This window comes from Micromonospora sp. LA-10 (assembly GCF_051853095.1).
GTDB lineage: Bacteria > Actinomycetota > Actinomycetes > Mycobacteriales > Micromonosporaceae > Micromonospora > Micromonospora echinospora_A.
Map to the genome: position 1 here is coordinate 3,078,042 of NZ_CP195710.1, position 13,719 is coordinate 3,091,760.

Sequence of the window (13,719 nt, forward strand, 5' to 3'; positions counted from 1 at the left end):
CTTAACAACTTCCGTCAGCGCGCCGGGAACGCCTCGTCCAGCGCGAGGTTGAGTTCCAGCACGTTCACAGCGGGCTCGCCCATGAAGCCCAGCGCCCGGCCGGTGGTGTGCTCGGCGACCAGCCGCCGTACCGCCGCCGGGTCCGCGCCGCGCTCCCGCGCCACCCGGGCCACCTGGATCTGCGCGTACGCCGGGGAGATGTGCGGGTCGAGGCCGCTGCCGCCGGCGGTGACCGCGTCGGCCGGCACGGCGGGCCGGGCCGGTGCGTCCCCGCGGACCGGGGTGACGATGCCGCCCTCGGCCACGTAGTCGTGGCCGGGCTGCGCCGCCTCCACCGGTACGCCCTGCCAGGTGGTGACGAACGGCGTCGCGGGCGCGGCCTGGTTGACGCTCACCACGCGGGTGATCCGGCCGGTGAGGCCGTCGGCGCGGAACACGGCGAGCACCGCGCCCACCCCGTCCGGCGTGCAGTACGGGCGCCGCCCGTCCACGCCGTCCAGTTCGCCGACCGCCTTGCTGCGGGCGCAGACCTGGGTGAGCAGGCTCTGCGCGGAGGTCTCCTCGTCGCCGGTGAGCGTGTCCACCACGCTCTCCGGGCCGAGGTTGCCGGCCGCGGTGGCGGTCGGGTCGTAGCCGTCCCCGGCGGCGGACGGGCGGGACTGGAAGTAGCGCGGGACCGGGTTGCCGTCCGCGTCGGTGAACGACTGGCCGATGAGCGAGCTGCCGACGGTACGGCCGTCGACGGTGAGCAGTGAGCCTTCGGCCCTGCCGTCGAGGCCGGGGAGCCGGCCGACGGCGACCAGGGCGAGCGGGTAGAGAAGACCGAGCAGCACGGTGAAGACGAGCACCGCGCGCAGGGCGGCCAGGTGCTGGGAGAGCCAACTGGGAAGGCGCATCACGAGATCCCCGGGACGAACTGGACGAGCAGGTCGATGAGCTTGATGCCGACGAACGGCACCACGATGCCGCCGAGGCCGTAGAGCCACAGGTTGCGGCGCAGCAGCGCGGACGCGCTGGCCGGGCGGTACCGCACGCCGCGCAGGGCCAGCGGGATCAGCGCCACGATGACTATCGCGTTGAAGACGACGGCGGAGAGGATCGCCGACTCGGGGCTGGCCAGCCGCATGATGTTGAGCCGGTCCAGCGACGGGTAGATGCCGGCGAACATGGCCGGGATGATCGCGAAGTACTTCGCGATGTCGTTGGCGATGCTGAACGTCGTCAGCGCGCCCCGGGTGATCAGCAACTGCTTGCCGATCTCCACGATCTCGATCAGCTTGGTCGGGTCGGAGTCGAGGTCGACCATGTTGCCGGCCTCCTTCGCGGCCGACGTGCCGGTGTTCATGGCCACGCCGACGTCCGCCTGGGCCAGCGCGGGCGCGTCGTTGGTGCCGTCGCCGGTCATCGCGACCAGCCGGCCACCCTCCTGTTCCTTCTTGATCAGGGCGAGCTTGTCCTCCGGCGTCGCCTCGGCGAGGAAGTCGTCAACGCCCGCCTCGTCGGCGATGGCCTTCGCGGTACGCGGATTGTCACCGGTGATCATCACGGTGCGGATGCCCATCCGGCGCATCTCGTCGAAGCGCTCCCGTATGCCGGCCTTGACGACGTCCTTGAGGTGGATGACGCCGAGCGCCCGGGCCGGTTCGCCGGCCACGTGCTCGGCCACCACGAGCGGCGTGCCGCCGGTGCCGCTGATCGCGTCGACCAGTTCGCCGACCTGCTCGGTCGGGTGGCCACCGTTGTCGCGTACCCACTTCATGACCGCGGCGGCGGCGCCCTTGCGGACGCGCCGGACGTCGCCGTCGGCGTCGAGGTCGACGCCGCTCATCCGGGTCTGCGCGGTGAACGGCACGAACGTGGCGTGCGGGATCAGGCCGGGCTCGCGCTCGCGCAGCCCGTACTCGTTCTTTGCCAGCACCACCACCGAGCGGCCCTCGGGGGTCTCGTCGGCCAGGCTGGACAGTTGCGCCGCGTCGGCGAGCGTGGCCGCGTCCACGCCGGCCACCGGCAGGAACTCGGCGGCCTGCCGGTTGCCGAGCGTGATCGTGCCGGTCTTGTCGAGCAGCAGCGTGTTGACGTCACCGGCCGCCTCGACCGCCCGGCCGCTCATCGCCAGCACGTTGCGCTGCACGAGCCGGTCCATGCCGGCGATGCCGATCGCGGACAGCAGCGCGCCGATTGTGGTCGGGATGAGGCAGACCAGCAGCGAGACCAGGACGACGCCGGTGACGCCGGAGTCGGTGATCGCGGCGGTGTCGGGCGCGGCGGCCTGGTACCCCTTGGCGAAGATCGCCATGGGCTGGAGCGTGACGACGGCGAGCAGGAAGACGATCGTCAGCGCGGCCAGCAGGATGTTCAGCGCGATCTCGTTCGGCGTCCTCTGCCGGTTGGCGCCCTCGACCAGCGCGATCATGCGGTCGATGAAGCTCTCGCCCGGCTTCTGGGTGATCCGTACGACGATCCGGTCGGAGAGGACCCGGGTGCCGCCGGTGACCGCGCTGCGGTCGCCGCCGGACTCCCGGATCACCGGCGCGGACTCGCCGGTGATCGCCGACTCGTCGACGCTGGCGATGCCCTCGACCACGTCGCCGTCGCCGGGGATCACCTGCCCGGCCTCGACCAGGACGATGTCGCCCTGCCGCAGTTGCGGCGCGGGCACCGCCTCGTCCCGGTACGCGTTCGCCGCGGCGCCCGGCGTCCAGCCGACCAGGCGGGTGGCGATGGTGTCCTGCTTGGCCCGGCGCAGCGTGTCGGCCTGCGCCTTGCCACGCCCCTCGGCGACCGCCTCGGCCAGATTCGCGAAGATCACGGTGAGCCAGAGCCAGACGGTGATCGCCACCGCGAACACCGACGGGTCGGTCACCGCGAGCACAGTGGTGAACAGCGCGCCGATCTCCACGATCAGCATCACCGGGTTGCGCCACAGCGTGCGCGGGTCGAGCTTGCGCAGCGCATCCGGCAGCGACCGGAGCAGTTGCGCGGGGTCGAGCAGCCCGCCGCCGACCCGGTCGTCGCGGCGGCCCGGCGTGCCGGCCACCGGCGCGTCGGCGGTCTGCACGGGTGCTGTCATGTCCTTGTCTCTCATGGTGGTCACAGCCCTTCGGCCAGCGGGCCGAGCGCGAGCGCGGGAAGGAAGGTGAGCGCGACGAGGACCACTGTGACGCCGACGACCATGCCGACGAACAGCGGCCGGTGGGTCGGCAGGGTGCCCTCGGAGGCGGGTGTGGGTTGCTGGCGGGCGAGCGAGCCGGCCAGCGCGAGCACGAAGATGATCGGCAGGAACCGGCCGAGCAGCATGCAGAGCCCGAGCGCGATGTTCCACCACGGCGTGTTCACTGTGATGCCGGCGAACGCGGAGCCGTTGTTGTTGCTGGCCGAGGTGAACGCGTAGAGCACTTCGGACAGTCCGTGCGGCCCGACGTTGAGGGCTGTCGAGGCGTTGCCGGTGGCGAACGCGGCGGCGGTGCCGGTGAGCACCAGCGCCGGGGTGATCAGGAAGTACATCGAGGCGAACTTGATCTCGCGCGAGCCGATCTTCTTGCCGAGGTATTCCGGCGTACGCCCGACCATCAGCCCGGCCACGAACACCGTGATCACCGCGAGGATCAGGAGCCCGTAGAGGCCGGCGCCGACACCGCCGGGCGCGACCTCGCCGAGCATCATGTTGCCCAGCGTCATCATGCCGCCCAGCGCGGTGTACGAGTCGTGGAACGAGTTGACGGCGCCGGTCGAGGTGAGCGTGGTGGCCGCCGCGAACGTGGCCGAGTTCGACACGTCGAAGCGCACCTCCTTGCCCTCCAGCGCCGCGCCGATCGCCTGCGGCACCGTGCCGTGGCCGGCCAGTTCGAACACGTTGGTGAGGGTGATGCCGGCGAGCGCGAGGATCGCCATCACGGCGGCGATCGCGTAGCCCTGCCGCTTCTGCCCCACCATCCGGCCGAAGACCCGGGGCAGGCTGAACGGGATCACCAGGATCAGGAAGATCTCCAGCCAGTTCGTCCACGCGGTCGGGTTCTCGAACGGGTGGGCGCTGTTGGCGTTGTAGAAGCCGCCGCCGTTGGTGCCCAGCTCCTTGATGACCTCCTGGCCGGCCACCGGCCCGCCGGTGATCGTCTGTGCGCCGCCGGTCAGCGTGGTCACGTCGGTGCCGCCGGACAGGTTCTGCACCACGCCGCCGAGCATCAGCGCGAGCGCGCCGAGCACCGCGATCGGCAGCAGGATCCGCAGCGTGACCCGGGTCAGGTCGACCCAGAAGTTGCCCAGCTCGCCGGTGCGGCTGCGGGCGAAACCCCGGACCAGCGCCACCGCGACGGCGATGCCCACGGCGGCCGAGACGAAGTTCTGCACCGCCAGGCCGGCCATCTGGACCAGGTGGCCCATCGTCGACTCACCCGAGTACCACTGCCAGTTCGTGTTGGTCACGAACGACACGGCGGTGTTCCAGGCGCCGTGCGGCACCACCGGGTCGAAGCCCAGCGACAGCCACAGGTGGTTCTGCAGGCGCTGGAACGCGTACAGGAACAGCAGGGACACGGCGGAGAAGGCCAGCACCGAGCGGGCGTACACGCCCCAGGTCTGCTCGGCGGCCGGGTTGACCCCGACCAGACGGTAGATCCCCCGCTCGGCTCGGGACGACCGGGTTCCGGCGACCACGCGGTGCATGTAGTCGCCGAACGGCCGGTGCACGGCGACGAGCGCCACCACCAGCGACAGGACGAAGAGCACGGCGGCTGTGGTCATGCTCATCAGAAGCGCTCCGGGAACAGCAGTGCGACGACCAGGAACACGCCCAGCCCGATCGCCAGCACCAGGCCGACGGCGTTGACGGCGCTCACAGCTTCTCCACGCCCCTCACCACGAGGGCGAGAGCCGCGAACAGCCCCACCGTCAGCATCACGAACAGCACGTCAGACACGGCTGATCTCTCCTAGCGGAAGATGTCCTCGCGACCGCCTCCCGGCCGCGCCGGGCAATCACAGCGCCGTATCCGCCGGACCGACAGGGTCTTTGACGCGACCATCACGCGCGGCCGCGGTTTCTTGACGCGCTTTTCACGCCGCCCGCCGGGCCGGTGATCCGGGTCACCGGACGGGCCTCGGCCCCGATCGACGGGTGCGGTCAGCGGCCGGCGGCGCGGGCGACCAGCGCCTCGGCCACCTCGCGCAGCTTGCGGTTGGAGTCCTGGGAGAGCTTGGCGAGCAGCGTGAACGCCTCGTCGGCGGAGCAGCGCCGCTGCCCCATGATGATGCCCTTGGCCTGCTCGATGACGGCCCGGCTGCGCATCGCCTCCTGCATCTGCCGGGCCAGCAGGGCGGTGCTCTCGTAGAGGTGCGCGTTGGCGAGCGCGACCGCGGCGTACGCGGCGAACTCCTCCGCGAGCTCGATCGACGACTTGTCGAAGGCGTGGGTGGTGCCCCCGTAGACGTTGAGCGCGCCGGTGACCGCCTCCTGGATGGGCAGTCCGATCGACAGTGAACTCCGCACGCCCGCCTCGCATGCCTGCGCGGCCCAGGCCGGCCAGCGCGGCTCGTCGGTCAGGTCGGGCAGGGAGATGCTCACCGCGCTGACCGAGGCGTCCAGGCAGGGGCCGTCGTCGTGCTCGTACTGCCATTCGTCGAGCCTGCGGGCCAGGTCACTGGTGTAGGCGATGGCCCGGTTCGCGCCGGCCTGCACCAGGGAGACGGACACCTCCACGCTGCCCGGCACCGCCCGGTTCGCCAGATCGGCGACGCGCGCCAGGACGTCGTCGAGCGCCACCTCGTCGAGCCGGATCCGGGTCAGCTCCGCGAGGGCGTCGGCGGGGTCCATCCGGGCGGGTTCCATCCTGGTTCCTGTCCTGGCGGGGTCATCGGCGCCTGTCGTTCCCCTGACGGTACCCGGCACGGCGGGGTCCGAACGCGTCCCACGCTGCGATGTCCACCCGGTCGGCGTATCGTCGGGCTCGGGTCAAGACATGTGCCCTCCCGGCTCGCGGCGCGCCTCGCCGCGGGCTTCCTCAATCGATGAGGTCGGAGGTGACATGTCGGACGAACGGCCGGTTTTCGGCTGCCATCAGGTCCCCACGCCGTCCGGGGCGCCTTGGCCGGACGAGCCGATCATGTGGCTGAACTGCGACGCGGGCACCGACGTGACCCGGATCTCGGTGACCGGCGAGGTGGACCTCAGCAACGCGCACCTGCTCACCGAACTCGTGGCGACCACCGTCTCGATGGCCGCTCCGCTCGTGGTGATCGACCTGTCCGAGGTCAGCTTCTTCGGCGCGTACGGCACCAGCGCGCTGGTGCTGGCCCAGCGGCTGCTCACCGGGCACGGCCGGCGGCTGATCCTGCACCGGCCCTCCCCGGTGGTGCGTCGCGTCCTCGGCGTCACCGGCACGCTCGGCGCGTTCGAGGTCGTCGATCGCCCCGCGCTGCCGGCCGTCGACGGCGGGTCGGCACGTCCCGTCGTACCCACCCGCTTCGGGTCGTAGAGTTGTCCGGGTAGTCGACGTCCCGTCCGGGACGTCACGAACGAGCGTCAAGAAGCGGCGCCGGTCCCGATCCATGCCGGAATCGGGACGCTGGTCCGTCACCACGGGCCCACCCCCGCCACCAGCCGTCGTGCCCCGCCCGGGCCGGCGGCGTCGCTTCGCACAAGGACGTCACAGCTCATGCCGCAGGCCCATCCCGACCTCGCCGCAGCCTTGATCAGACTCGCTCGGATCAAGTACGACGAAGTCGACCTCGACGTGGTGTTGTCGACCATCGCCCAGGTCGCCAAGGACACCCTCCCCGGGACCGCCGAGGTCTCCGTGACCCTTGTCCAGGGCACGGAGGCGCACACCGCCGCGTACACCGGCGTGCTGGCGCTGACGCTCGACGAGTGGCAGTACGCGCACGGCCGCGGCCCGTGCCTGGACGCCGCCACCACCGGCACCGCGATGCTGGTGCCCGACATGTCGGCGGAGAGCCGCTGGCCGGAGTGGGCGGCCCGGGCGCACGAGGCGGGCGCGGCCAGCTCGCTGTCGGTCGGCCTGCCCATCCAGGAGGCGATGGTCGGCGCGCTGAACATCTACGGCGCGGCGCCCCGCGTCCTGGACGAGCAGGTCGAGCTGGCGCAGACGCTGGCCGGATACGCCGCCATCGCGCTGGCGAACGTCCACCTCTACGAGAGCACCGCGACGCTGGCACAGCAGATGCAGGAGGCCATGCAGAGCCGAGCCGTGATCGAACAGGCCAAGGGCATCATCATGGGCCAGCGGCGCTGCTCGGCCGACGAGGCGTTCGCCATCCTGGCCCGGGTGTCGCAGGACTCCAACCGCAAGCTGCGCGAGGTCGCCGAGTCACTTGTGCAGCGCGCGGCGCACGGCCCTCGCGACTGACCGCCCGCTCAGCGGGGCATCGCCCGCCAGCCGGAGCCACTCGCGCGCCACGCCCCCGCCAGGATGCTCGCCGAGCCACGGCTCGGGCACTGCTGGATCTTGGACCGGCCGGACGCCCCGCCGATCTGCGCCTGGACCTGCCACTGGCTTCCGTCGGTGCAGATGTAGACGTCACGCCGTCCGCGAGGGTTGTTGACGCCGTTCCACCAGTGTTCCTCGACCACCATGTCGTGACCGTACCGCAGGAGACCCGGAGCAGCACAGACGCAAATCGGTTGCCGCCACCGGCCGGGCGGCGGCACGATCCCCGGATGACAGCACCGGACCTGCCGCGCAGCTTCACCATCCGCGAGGGCGACCTGCGGATCCTCAACCCGTTCGACGAGGTCAAGCTGGCCACGCTGGGCCGCGCGATCCGGCTGCGACCAGGCGACGAGCTGCTGGACCTGTGCAGCGGCAAGGGCGAGCTGCTCTGCACCTGGGCCCGCGACCACGGAGTCACCGGCACCGGCGTCGACATCAGCAGCGCCTTCACCGCCGCCGCCCGGGAACGCGCCACCGAACTGAACGTGGCCGAGCACGTACGGTTCGTGCACGGCGACGCGGCGGCGTACTCACCGGAGCGGCCGGTCGACGTGGCGGCCTGTGTCGGCGCGACCTGGATCGGCGACGGGGTGCCGGGCACGCTGGAACTGCTCGGCCGGGCGCTGCGGCCGGGCGGCATGGCGCTGGTCGGCGAGCCCTACTGGCGGCGGGACCCGCCGGACGAGGAGACCGTCACCGGCTCGCACGCCCGGTCCCGGGACGAGTTCCACGACCTGCCCGGTCTGGTTCGGCTCTTCGGCGAGTGCGGCTGGGACCTGGTCGAGATGGTCCTCGCCGACCAGGGCAGCTGGGACCGGTACGCCGCGGCGCACTGGCTGAACCTGCGCCGCTGGCTGGACGCCAATCCGGACGACGAACTGGCCCCGGAGCTGCGGCGGGAGCTCACCGAGGATCCGCTGCGGTACGTCCGCTTCCAGCGTGAGTACCTGGGGTGGGGAGTGTTCGCGCTGCTGCGCCGGTGAGCTGCTTAACGAACGGCTACGCAGGGTAAAGCCAGATCATGGGACAGCTGCGCACCTCGCCTCCGCCGCCACAGGCCACTGAGCTGGAGCAGTGGGTGCTGGACAGTCCCGAGGATCTGCGCGACCTGCGTGCCTCGCTGCGGGGCGCGCTGAACCGGCACGGCCTGGTGCAGGGCGAGGACCTGGACGAGGTGCCGCACCTGGTCGTGCTGGTCGCCACCGAGCTGGCCAGCAACGCGCTGCGGCACGGCCGGCCGCCCACCATCATCACGCTGCTCGCCACCGACGACCGGTTCCTGCTCGACGTGGCCGACCACGACGTCAGCTCGGTGCCGGAGCTGACCGACATCAGCCCGACCGACTCGGGCGGGCGCGGGCTGTTCCTGGCCCAGTCGGTCTCGCTCGACGTCGGCTGGTACGGCACCGAGTCCACCAAGAACATCTGGGCCGCGTTCTCCCGCTGACGGCCCGCCGCCGGGCGAGGGCTCAGCGGTCCCCGGCCGGGATCGGGTCGTCGTACTGGCCGGATGGCCCGGCGAGCGGTTCGCCGCCCACGATCGGCCACGGGTTCGGCGTGCACCCGTGCAGCCCGAGCGTCTGCTGCACCATCACCGGTGCCGGGCCGCCGGCCCGGGGGCAGAGTTCGTGTCCCCGGCCCAGCCGGTGGCCGACCTCGTGGTTGAGCAGGTACTGCCGGTAGGCGTCGAGGTCGGTGACGTGCGGCACCCCGTAGACCCAGCGGGCCACGTTGATCACCACCCGCTCCCCGTTGCGGCAGGACGTGTAGGTGTCGCTCGGGTCGCCGCAGAGCCGCCCCCGGGTCACCGGCGTGGTGAGCAGCACTGTGAAGTCGGCCGGGTCGTCGCGGCCCACCCGTTGCAGCCGCCACCGGCCGTCGCCGGTCCAGCCCCGCCGGTCGGCAAGCGTCGCCGCGACCTCACGGGCGAAGCGTTCCACGTCGACGTTGCGGATGCCGTCCTCGACGGCGACCCGGTAGCGCAGCAGCTCGCCGGAGCGCCCGGCGACGGCGCCGACGGTGTCGGCGGTGCGGAAGGTGCCGCTGCCCCGGGCCGGGTAGCCGATGCCGGGCGCTACCCGCCCGGCGGCCGGGACCGGCGTCGGCACCGCAGTCGGCGAGGGACGCGCGTCCGGCGCCGGCGCGCTCGGCGCCGCCGCCTGCACGGTGCGCCGCACGTCGACGCGGTCCAGCAGGTCCGGGTGCCGGGCGGCGTACCCGCCGGCGGCGAGCGCGGCGGCGACCACTACCACCGCCAAAAACCGCCCCGATCGCGTCCTCCGCCGTCGCCGGTGCAGCCCTCGGTCACGCCCGCCCACGTCGATCTCCGTCCGTCGCCCCCACCCGCTCGGGCAGGAGTACGGACGGCAGGCCCGGACGGTTGAACGGGCGGGCCGGGTACCGTCGGTGCGGGGTGAGCGAGAGGCCGCCTGCCGGAGTTCAGGGAGAGCCACCCGTGTCACCAGCCGACCGACTGCTCGACGCCGCCGTCTCGACGGCGCGCGGCACCGACGTACGCGCCGCCGAGCGGGCCCTCGACGGGCTGGTCGTGACCGACGGCGCGGCGGTGGACGCGGCGCTGCTGACCCGGCTGACCCGGGACGTGGGCCGGCTCTGGCCACGCGGCTGGCAGCCCGCCGACCTGGACCGGCTCGCCACCCGGCGGCTGACCCCGCGCGGGGCCCGCCTGCTGCGCGACGCCATGGCCGCCCAGCGGCGCACCCTGCCTGCACCGGTGCCGGACTGGTTCGACGCGCAGCTCACCGAGGCCGGCGCCCGCTGGGACGACGACGCGGGCTGGCTGGACCGGCGCGCCGACGGCGACCGGATCACCGCGCTGCGGGACGCGGTCGACGCGCTCGTCCTGGTGGCGGGGCTGCCGCCGATCGCGGCGCTGCGACCCCCGCCGGGCTCGGCCGCCGTCCCACGCGCCGCCGCGGCGCCGAGCGGTTCCCGGATGCTCGACCGGGTACGCGCGCTGCTCGCCAAGGCCGAGTCGACCGCCTACCCGGCCGAGGCGGAGGCGTTCACCGCGAAGGCGCAGGAGCTGATGGCCCGGCACAGCATCGACGCGGCGCTGCTCGACGCCGCCGCCGAGCGGTCCGGTGGTCCGGGCGGGGTCCGGATCGGCGTCGACGCCCCGTACGCGGCGGCGAAGGCGCTGCTGGTCCAGGAGGTGGCGGCGGCGAACCGGTGCGAGTCGGTCTGGTCCGACGACCTGGGTTTCGCCACGGTGCTCGGCTTCCCGGCCGACCTGGCGGCGGTCGAGTTGCTGCACACCTCGCTGCTGGTGCAGGCCACCGCCGCGATGCTGCGCGGCCGAGGTGAGCGCGGCAGGGCCGGCGGGCGGCGCACCAAGGGCTACGACGAGTCTTTCCTCAACGCGTTCGCGCTGCGGATCGGCGACCGGCTGCGGGAGGCCAGCGCGGTCGCGGCCGAGGAGAGCGACGACGACCGGCTGCTGCCGGTGCTCGCGGCCCGCTCGGACGCCGTCCGGGAACGCGTCGACCAGCTCTTTCCCGGCACCACCCGGCACCGGCTCCAGGTGCGCGACGAGCAGGGCTGGGTCTCCGGCACCAGCGCGGCCGACCGCGCCTCGCTCGACCCGGGACGCCCGGCGCGCCGTCCGGTACGCGGGAGTCGCTGACCTTCCCGGGTGATGATGTCGGATCGGGCGGACCGGCTCCGACCCGTCTGCGAGGCGCCACCGCCGGTGGCCCGCACCCGAGGAGTACACCGTGAAGTACATGCTGCTGATCTGGAACCGGCCCGGCTTCGTGGAGGAGCTGTCCGAGGCGGAGCGCAACGCGATCTTCGGCGAGGTCGACGAGATCATGAAGGAGCTGACCGAATCCGGTGAGCTGGTCGGCGGCGATGCGCTGGCCCACCCGTCGCAGGCCCGGACGGTACGACCGGCGGCCTCCGGCGGCACCGAGATCACCGACGGGCCGTTCGTGGAGAGCAAGGAACAGTTCGCCGGCTACCTGACTGTCGACTGCGAGACCCCGGAGCGGGCCGCCGAGATCGCCGCGCGCTGGCCGGACGTGCGGCACGGTTTCGGCGTGCTGGAGGTGCGCGCGGTGATGGAGCAGGCCGGGACGGAGATGTGACCTCCCGGGCGGTCGAGGACCTGCTGCGTGCGCTCGCGCCGCAGGTCCTCGGCGTGCTCGTGCGCCGGCACGGCCAGTTCTACGCCTGCGAGGACGCGGTCCAGGAGGCGCTGCTGGCCGCCGCCGTCCAGTGGCCGGAGCAGGGCCTGCCGGACCATCCCCGAGCGTGGCTGGTCACCGTCGCCACCCGCCGGCTCACCGACGAGTGGCGCGGCGAGCACGCCCGCCGGGCACGCGAGGTCGCGGTGGCGGTCCGGCAGCCGGCGTACGCGACTGTCGCGCCGCCCGCCGACGAGGAGCCGCCCAGCGGGGACGACACGCTGAAGCTGCTGTTCCTCTGCTGCCATCCGGCGCTGCCGGTCAGCGCGCAGGTGGCGCTCACACTGCGTGCGGTGGGCGGGTTGAGCACCGCCGAGATCGCCCGCGCGTATCTGGTGCCGGAGGCGACCATGAGCCAGCGGATCCGCCGCGCGAAGCAGCGGATCGAGGCGGCCGGCGCGCGTTTCACGCTGCCCTCGCCGGCCGACCGGGACGAGCGGCTCGGCGCGGTGTTGCGCGTGCTCTACCTGGTCTTCAACGAGGGCTATGCCGCGTCGAGCGGCGAGGCGCTGCACCGGGCGGAGCTGACCGCCGAGGCGATCCGGCTGGCCCGCGAGCTGCGCCGGCTGCTCCCGGACGACGGCGAGGTGGCCGGGCTGCTGGCGCTGATGCTGCTCACCGACGCGCACCGGGCGGCGCGTACCGGGCCGGACGGCGAGCTGGTGCCGCTGGCCGAGCAGGACCGCGGCCGGTGGGACCGGGACGCCGTCGCGGAGGGGGTGGCGCTGGTGACCGAGGCGCTTACCTGGTCGTCGCCGGGGCCGTACCAGGTGCAGGCGGCCATCGCGGCGGTGCACGCGGAGGCCCCTTCCGCCGAGACCACCGACTGGCCGCAGATCGTCGCGCTCTACCGGGTGCTGGCCCACCTCGCGCCGAATCCGATGGTCACGCTCAACCAGGCGGTCGCGGTGGCCATGGTGGACGGCCCGCGCGCCGGGCTCGCGCTGCTGGAACCGCTCGACGCCGACGGCCGGACCGCCGGCCATCACCGGCTCGCCGCCGTCCGCGCGCATCTGCTCGACCTGGCCGGGGACCGGGCGGACGCGCGGGCCGCGTACCTGGCCGCCGCACGGGCCACCACCAGCCTGCCGGAGCGCCGTTACCTCCAGGCCGGCGCCGCCCGCCTGGCCTGACCGATGAGTTGACGCGCGCCCGGGGGTCCACCCGTCATGGGAGAGGTGACCAGTCAGATGTCGGTGTCGCTGGACGGCTACGTGGCGGCGCCGGGCCAGAGCCAGGCGGACCCGCTGGGCCGTGGTGGCCTGCGGTTGCACGAGTGGGCGTTCGCCACCGAGAGCTGGCGCGCGCAGCACGGCCAGGAGGGCGGGGAGCGCAATTCGGACGCCGAGGTGATCGAGGAGATGACCGAGGGCGTCGGCGCGTACGTGATGGGCCGGCGCATGTTCGGCGGCGGCGAGGGTCAGTGGGACCTCGGGTGGACCGGCTGGTGGGGCGACGACCCGCCGTTCCGGACTCCGGTGTTCGTGCTGACCCACCACCCGCGGGAACCGCTGGTCATGAGCGGCGGCACGGAGTTCCACTTCGTCACCGACGGCCCCGGGGCGGCGCTGGAGCGGGCCCGGTCGGCGGCGGGTGACGGGCGGGTCTGCGTGGCCGGTGGCGGCGCCACGGTACGCCGTTACCTGACCGACGGGCTGCTCGACTCGGTCTGGCTGCACACGGTGCCGATCGTGCTGGGCGGCGGCACGCCGCTGTTCGACGGGCCGCTGGACGTGGTGCTGGAGCCGGAGAAGGTGGTGGCGTCGCCCACTGTCACGCACGTGCGCTACCGGGTTCGACGCTGACCGGTACGGCACGCCGGGCCGGCCCGAAGGGCCGGCCCGGCGACGTGCACTGCGCGTACGTCAGCTCTTGAAGGCGTCCTTGACCTTCTCGGCGGCCTGCTTGAGCTTGGCGCCGGTCTGGTCGTTGCGGCCCTCGGCCTCCAGGCGCTCGTTGTCCGTGGCCCGGCCGACGCCCTCCTTGACCTTGCCCGCGGCGTCCTGGGAAGTGTTGTCGATCTTGTCGTCGAGACCCATGATGACCTCCACTGATGCGATTGCCTGT

16 protein-coding genes are annotated in these 13,719 nt (G+C 73.0%); 8 read left to right on the forward strand and 8 right to left on the reverse strand.

What is annotated here, in order from left to right; all coding sequences use genetic code 11:
* Window positions 1-14: 14 nt before the first annotated feature.
* The 5 genes from ACSDG8_RS14405 to ACSDG8_RS14425 form a co-directional block, all read right to left on the reverse strand.
* Window positions 15-896 (reverse strand): potassium-transporting ATPase subunit C, encoded by an 882-nt coding sequence (locus ACSDG8_RS14405; protein WP_210895757.1) that lies wholly within the window; start codon window positions 894-896, stop codon window positions 15-17.
* The gene (gene kdpB, locus ACSDG8_RS14410) at window positions 896-3,070 is read right to left on the reverse strand and encodes a potassium-transporting ATPase subunit KdpB (RefSeq protein WP_210895759.1); all 2,175 of its coding nucleotides are present in this window, start codon (window positions 3,068-3,070) and stop codon (window positions 896-898) included. Before kdpB ends, ACSDG8_RS14405 begins: the two co-directional genes overlap by 1 nt.
* Window positions 3,071-3,090: 20 nt before the next feature.
* A complete protein-coding gene (kdpA, locus tag ACSDG8_RS14415) occupies window positions 3,091-4,746 on the reverse strand; it encodes a potassium-transporting ATPase subunit KdpA (RefSeq protein ID WP_210895761.1) in 1,656 nt (551 codons plus the stop codon).
* Window positions 4,746-4,835 (reverse strand): K(+)-transporting ATPase subunit F, encoded by a 90-nt coding sequence (gene kdpF, locus ACSDG8_RS14420; RefSeq protein WP_036343797.1) that lies wholly within the window; start codon window positions 4,833-4,835, stop codon window positions 4,746-4,748. Before kdpF ends, kdpA begins: the two co-directional genes overlap by 1 nt.
* A gap of 283 nt (window positions 4,836-5,118) precedes the next feature.
* Window positions 5,119-5,823: a GAF and ANTAR domain-containing protein gene (locus ACSDG8_RS14425; protein ID WP_210895763.1), complete on the reverse strand. Its 705-nt coding sequence runs from the start codon at window positions 5,821-5,823 to the stop codon at window positions 5,119-5,121.
* A gap of 274 nt (window positions 5,824-6,097) precedes the next feature.
* Between ACSDG8_RS14425 and ACSDG8_RS14430 the strand changes: the two genes are divergently transcribed.
* A complete protein-coding gene (locus tag ACSDG8_RS14430; protein WP_247678875.1) occupies window positions 6,098-6,469 on the forward strand; it encodes an STAS domain-containing protein in 372 nt (123 codons plus the stop codon).
* A 180-nt stretch (window positions 6,470-6,649) separates the two neighbouring features.
* On the forward strand, window positions 6,650-7,360 hold the full coding sequence (locus tag ACSDG8_RS14435; protein WP_210895767.1) for a GAF and ANTAR domain-containing protein: 711 nt from the start codon (window positions 6,650-6,652) through the stop codon (window positions 7,358-7,360).
* Between the two features lie 8 nt (window positions 7,361-7,368).
* Here ACSDG8_RS14435 and ACSDG8_RS14440 read toward each other — a convergent pair whose 3' ends face one another.
* The gene (locus tag ACSDG8_RS14440) at window positions 7,369-7,587 is read right to left on the reverse strand and encodes a hypothetical protein (RefSeq protein ID WP_073825840.1); all 219 of its coding nucleotides are present in this window, start codon (window positions 7,585-7,587) and stop codon (window positions 7,369-7,371) included.
* Window positions 7,588-7,671: 84 nt separating this feature from the next.
* Between ACSDG8_RS14440 and ACSDG8_RS14445 the strand changes: the two genes are divergently transcribed.
* Both ACSDG8_RS14445 and ACSDG8_RS14450 read left to right on the forward strand, forming a co-directional pair.
* On the forward strand, window positions 7,672-8,427 hold the full coding sequence (locus tag ACSDG8_RS14445) for an SAM-dependent methyltransferase (RefSeq protein WP_210895769.1): 756 nt from the start codon (window positions 7,672-7,674) through the stop codon (window positions 8,425-8,427).
* A 38-nt stretch (window positions 8,428-8,465) separates the two neighbouring features.
* Window positions 8,466-8,891 (forward strand): ATP-binding protein, encoded by a 426-nt coding sequence (locus ACSDG8_RS14450; RefSeq protein WP_210895771.1) that lies wholly within the window; start codon window positions 8,466-8,468, stop codon window positions 8,889-8,891.
* Window positions 8,892-8,913: 22 nt separating this feature from the next.
* Here ACSDG8_RS14450 and ACSDG8_RS14455 read toward each other — a convergent pair whose 3' ends face one another.
* Window positions 8,914-9,696 (reverse strand): DUF3152 domain-containing protein, encoded by a 783-nt coding sequence (locus ACSDG8_RS14455; RefSeq protein ID WP_307856283.1) that lies wholly within the window; start codon window positions 9,694-9,696, stop codon window positions 8,914-8,916.
* Window positions 9,697-9,899: 203 nt separating this feature from the next.
* On the opposite strand from ACSDG8_RS14455, the gene ACSDG8_RS14460 reads away from it, so the two are divergent.
* From ACSDG8_RS14460 to ACSDG8_RS14475, 4 genes are all read left to right on the forward strand, one after another.
* Entirely contained in the window at window positions 9,900-11,090 is a 1,191-nt protein-coding gene (locus tag ACSDG8_RS14460; protein WP_210895775.1) for a DUF2786 domain-containing protein, read from the forward strand.
* Between the two features lie 100 nt (window positions 11,091-11,190).
* Window positions 11,191-11,553: a YciI family protein gene (locus ACSDG8_RS14465; protein WP_439428048.1), complete on the forward strand. Its 363-nt coding sequence runs from the start codon at window positions 11,191-11,193 to the stop codon at window positions 11,551-11,553.
* On the forward strand, window positions 11,550-12,785 hold the full coding sequence (locus ACSDG8_RS14470; protein ID WP_439427961.1) for an RNA polymerase sigma factor: 1,236 nt from the start codon (window positions 11,550-11,552) through the stop codon (window positions 12,783-12,785). The genes ACSDG8_RS14465 and ACSDG8_RS14470 overlap by 4 nt, the downstream gene beginning before the upstream one ends.
* A gap of 36 nt (window positions 12,786-12,821) precedes the next feature.
* Window positions 12,822-13,457 (forward strand): dihydrofolate reductase family protein, encoded by a 636-nt coding sequence (locus ACSDG8_RS14475; protein ID WP_210943212.1) that lies wholly within the window; start codon window positions 12,822-12,824, stop codon window positions 13,455-13,457.
* Between the two features lie 60 nt (window positions 13,458-13,517).
* Here ACSDG8_RS14475 and ACSDG8_RS14480 read toward each other — a convergent pair whose 3' ends face one another.
* A complete protein-coding gene (locus ACSDG8_RS14480; protein ID WP_210895781.1) occupies window positions 13,518-13,691 on the reverse strand; it encodes a CsbD family protein in 174 nt (57 codons plus the stop codon).
* Window positions 13,692-13,719: the final 28 nt, after the last annotated feature.

Bases quoted from the DNA above. Each gene is read 5' to 3' on its own strand.
- ACSDG8_RS14440 (WP_073825840.1), bottom strand. From the start codon at position 7,587: ATGGTGGTCGAGGAACACTGGTGGAACGGCGTCAACAACCCTCGCGGA.
- ACSDG8_RS14465 (WP_439428048.1), top strand. From the start codon at position 11,191: ATGCTGCTGATCTGGAACCGGCCCGGCTTCGTGGAGGAGCTGTCCGAG.
- ACSDG8_RS14430 (WP_247678875.1), top strand. From the start codon at position 6,098: ATGTGGCTGAACTGCGACGCGGGCACCGACGTGACCCGGATCTCGGTG.
- kdpB (WP_210895759.1), bottom strand. From the start codon at position 3,070: ATGACAGCACCCGTGCAGACCGCCGACGCGCCGGTGGCCGGCACGCCG.
- ACSDG8_RS14425 (WP_210895763.1), bottom strand. From the start codon at position 5,823: ATGGAACCCGCCCGGATGGACCCCGCCGACGCCCTCGCGGAGCTGACC.
- ACSDG8_RS14450 (WP_210895771.1), top strand. From the start codon at position 8,466: ATGGGACAGCTGCGCACCTCGCCTCCGCCGCCACAGGCCACTGAGCTG.
- ACSDG8_RS14445 (WP_210895769.1), top strand. From the start codon at position 7,672: ATGACAGCACCGGACCTGCCGCGCAGCTTCACCATCCGCGAGGGCGAC.
- ACSDG8_RS14480 (WP_210895781.1), bottom strand. From the start codon at position 13,691: ATGGGTCTCGACGACAAGATCGACAACACTTCCCAGGACGCCGCGGGC.
- kdpA (WP_210895761.1), bottom strand. From the start codon at position 4,746: ATGAGCATGACCACAGCCGCCGTGCTCTTCGTCCTGTCGCTGGTGGTG.
- ACSDG8_RS14405 (WP_210895757.1), bottom strand. From the start codon at position 896: ATGCGCCTTCCCAGTTGGCTCTCCCAGCACCTGGCCGCCCTGCGCGCG.
- ACSDG8_RS14435 (WP_210895767.1), top strand. From the start codon at position 6,650: ATGCCGCAGGCCCATCCCGACCTCGCCGCAGCCTTGATCAGACTCGCT.
- ACSDG8_RS14475 (WP_210943212.1), top strand. From the start codon at position 12,822: ATGGGAGAGGTGACCAGTCAGATGTCGGTGTCGCTGGACGGCTACGTG.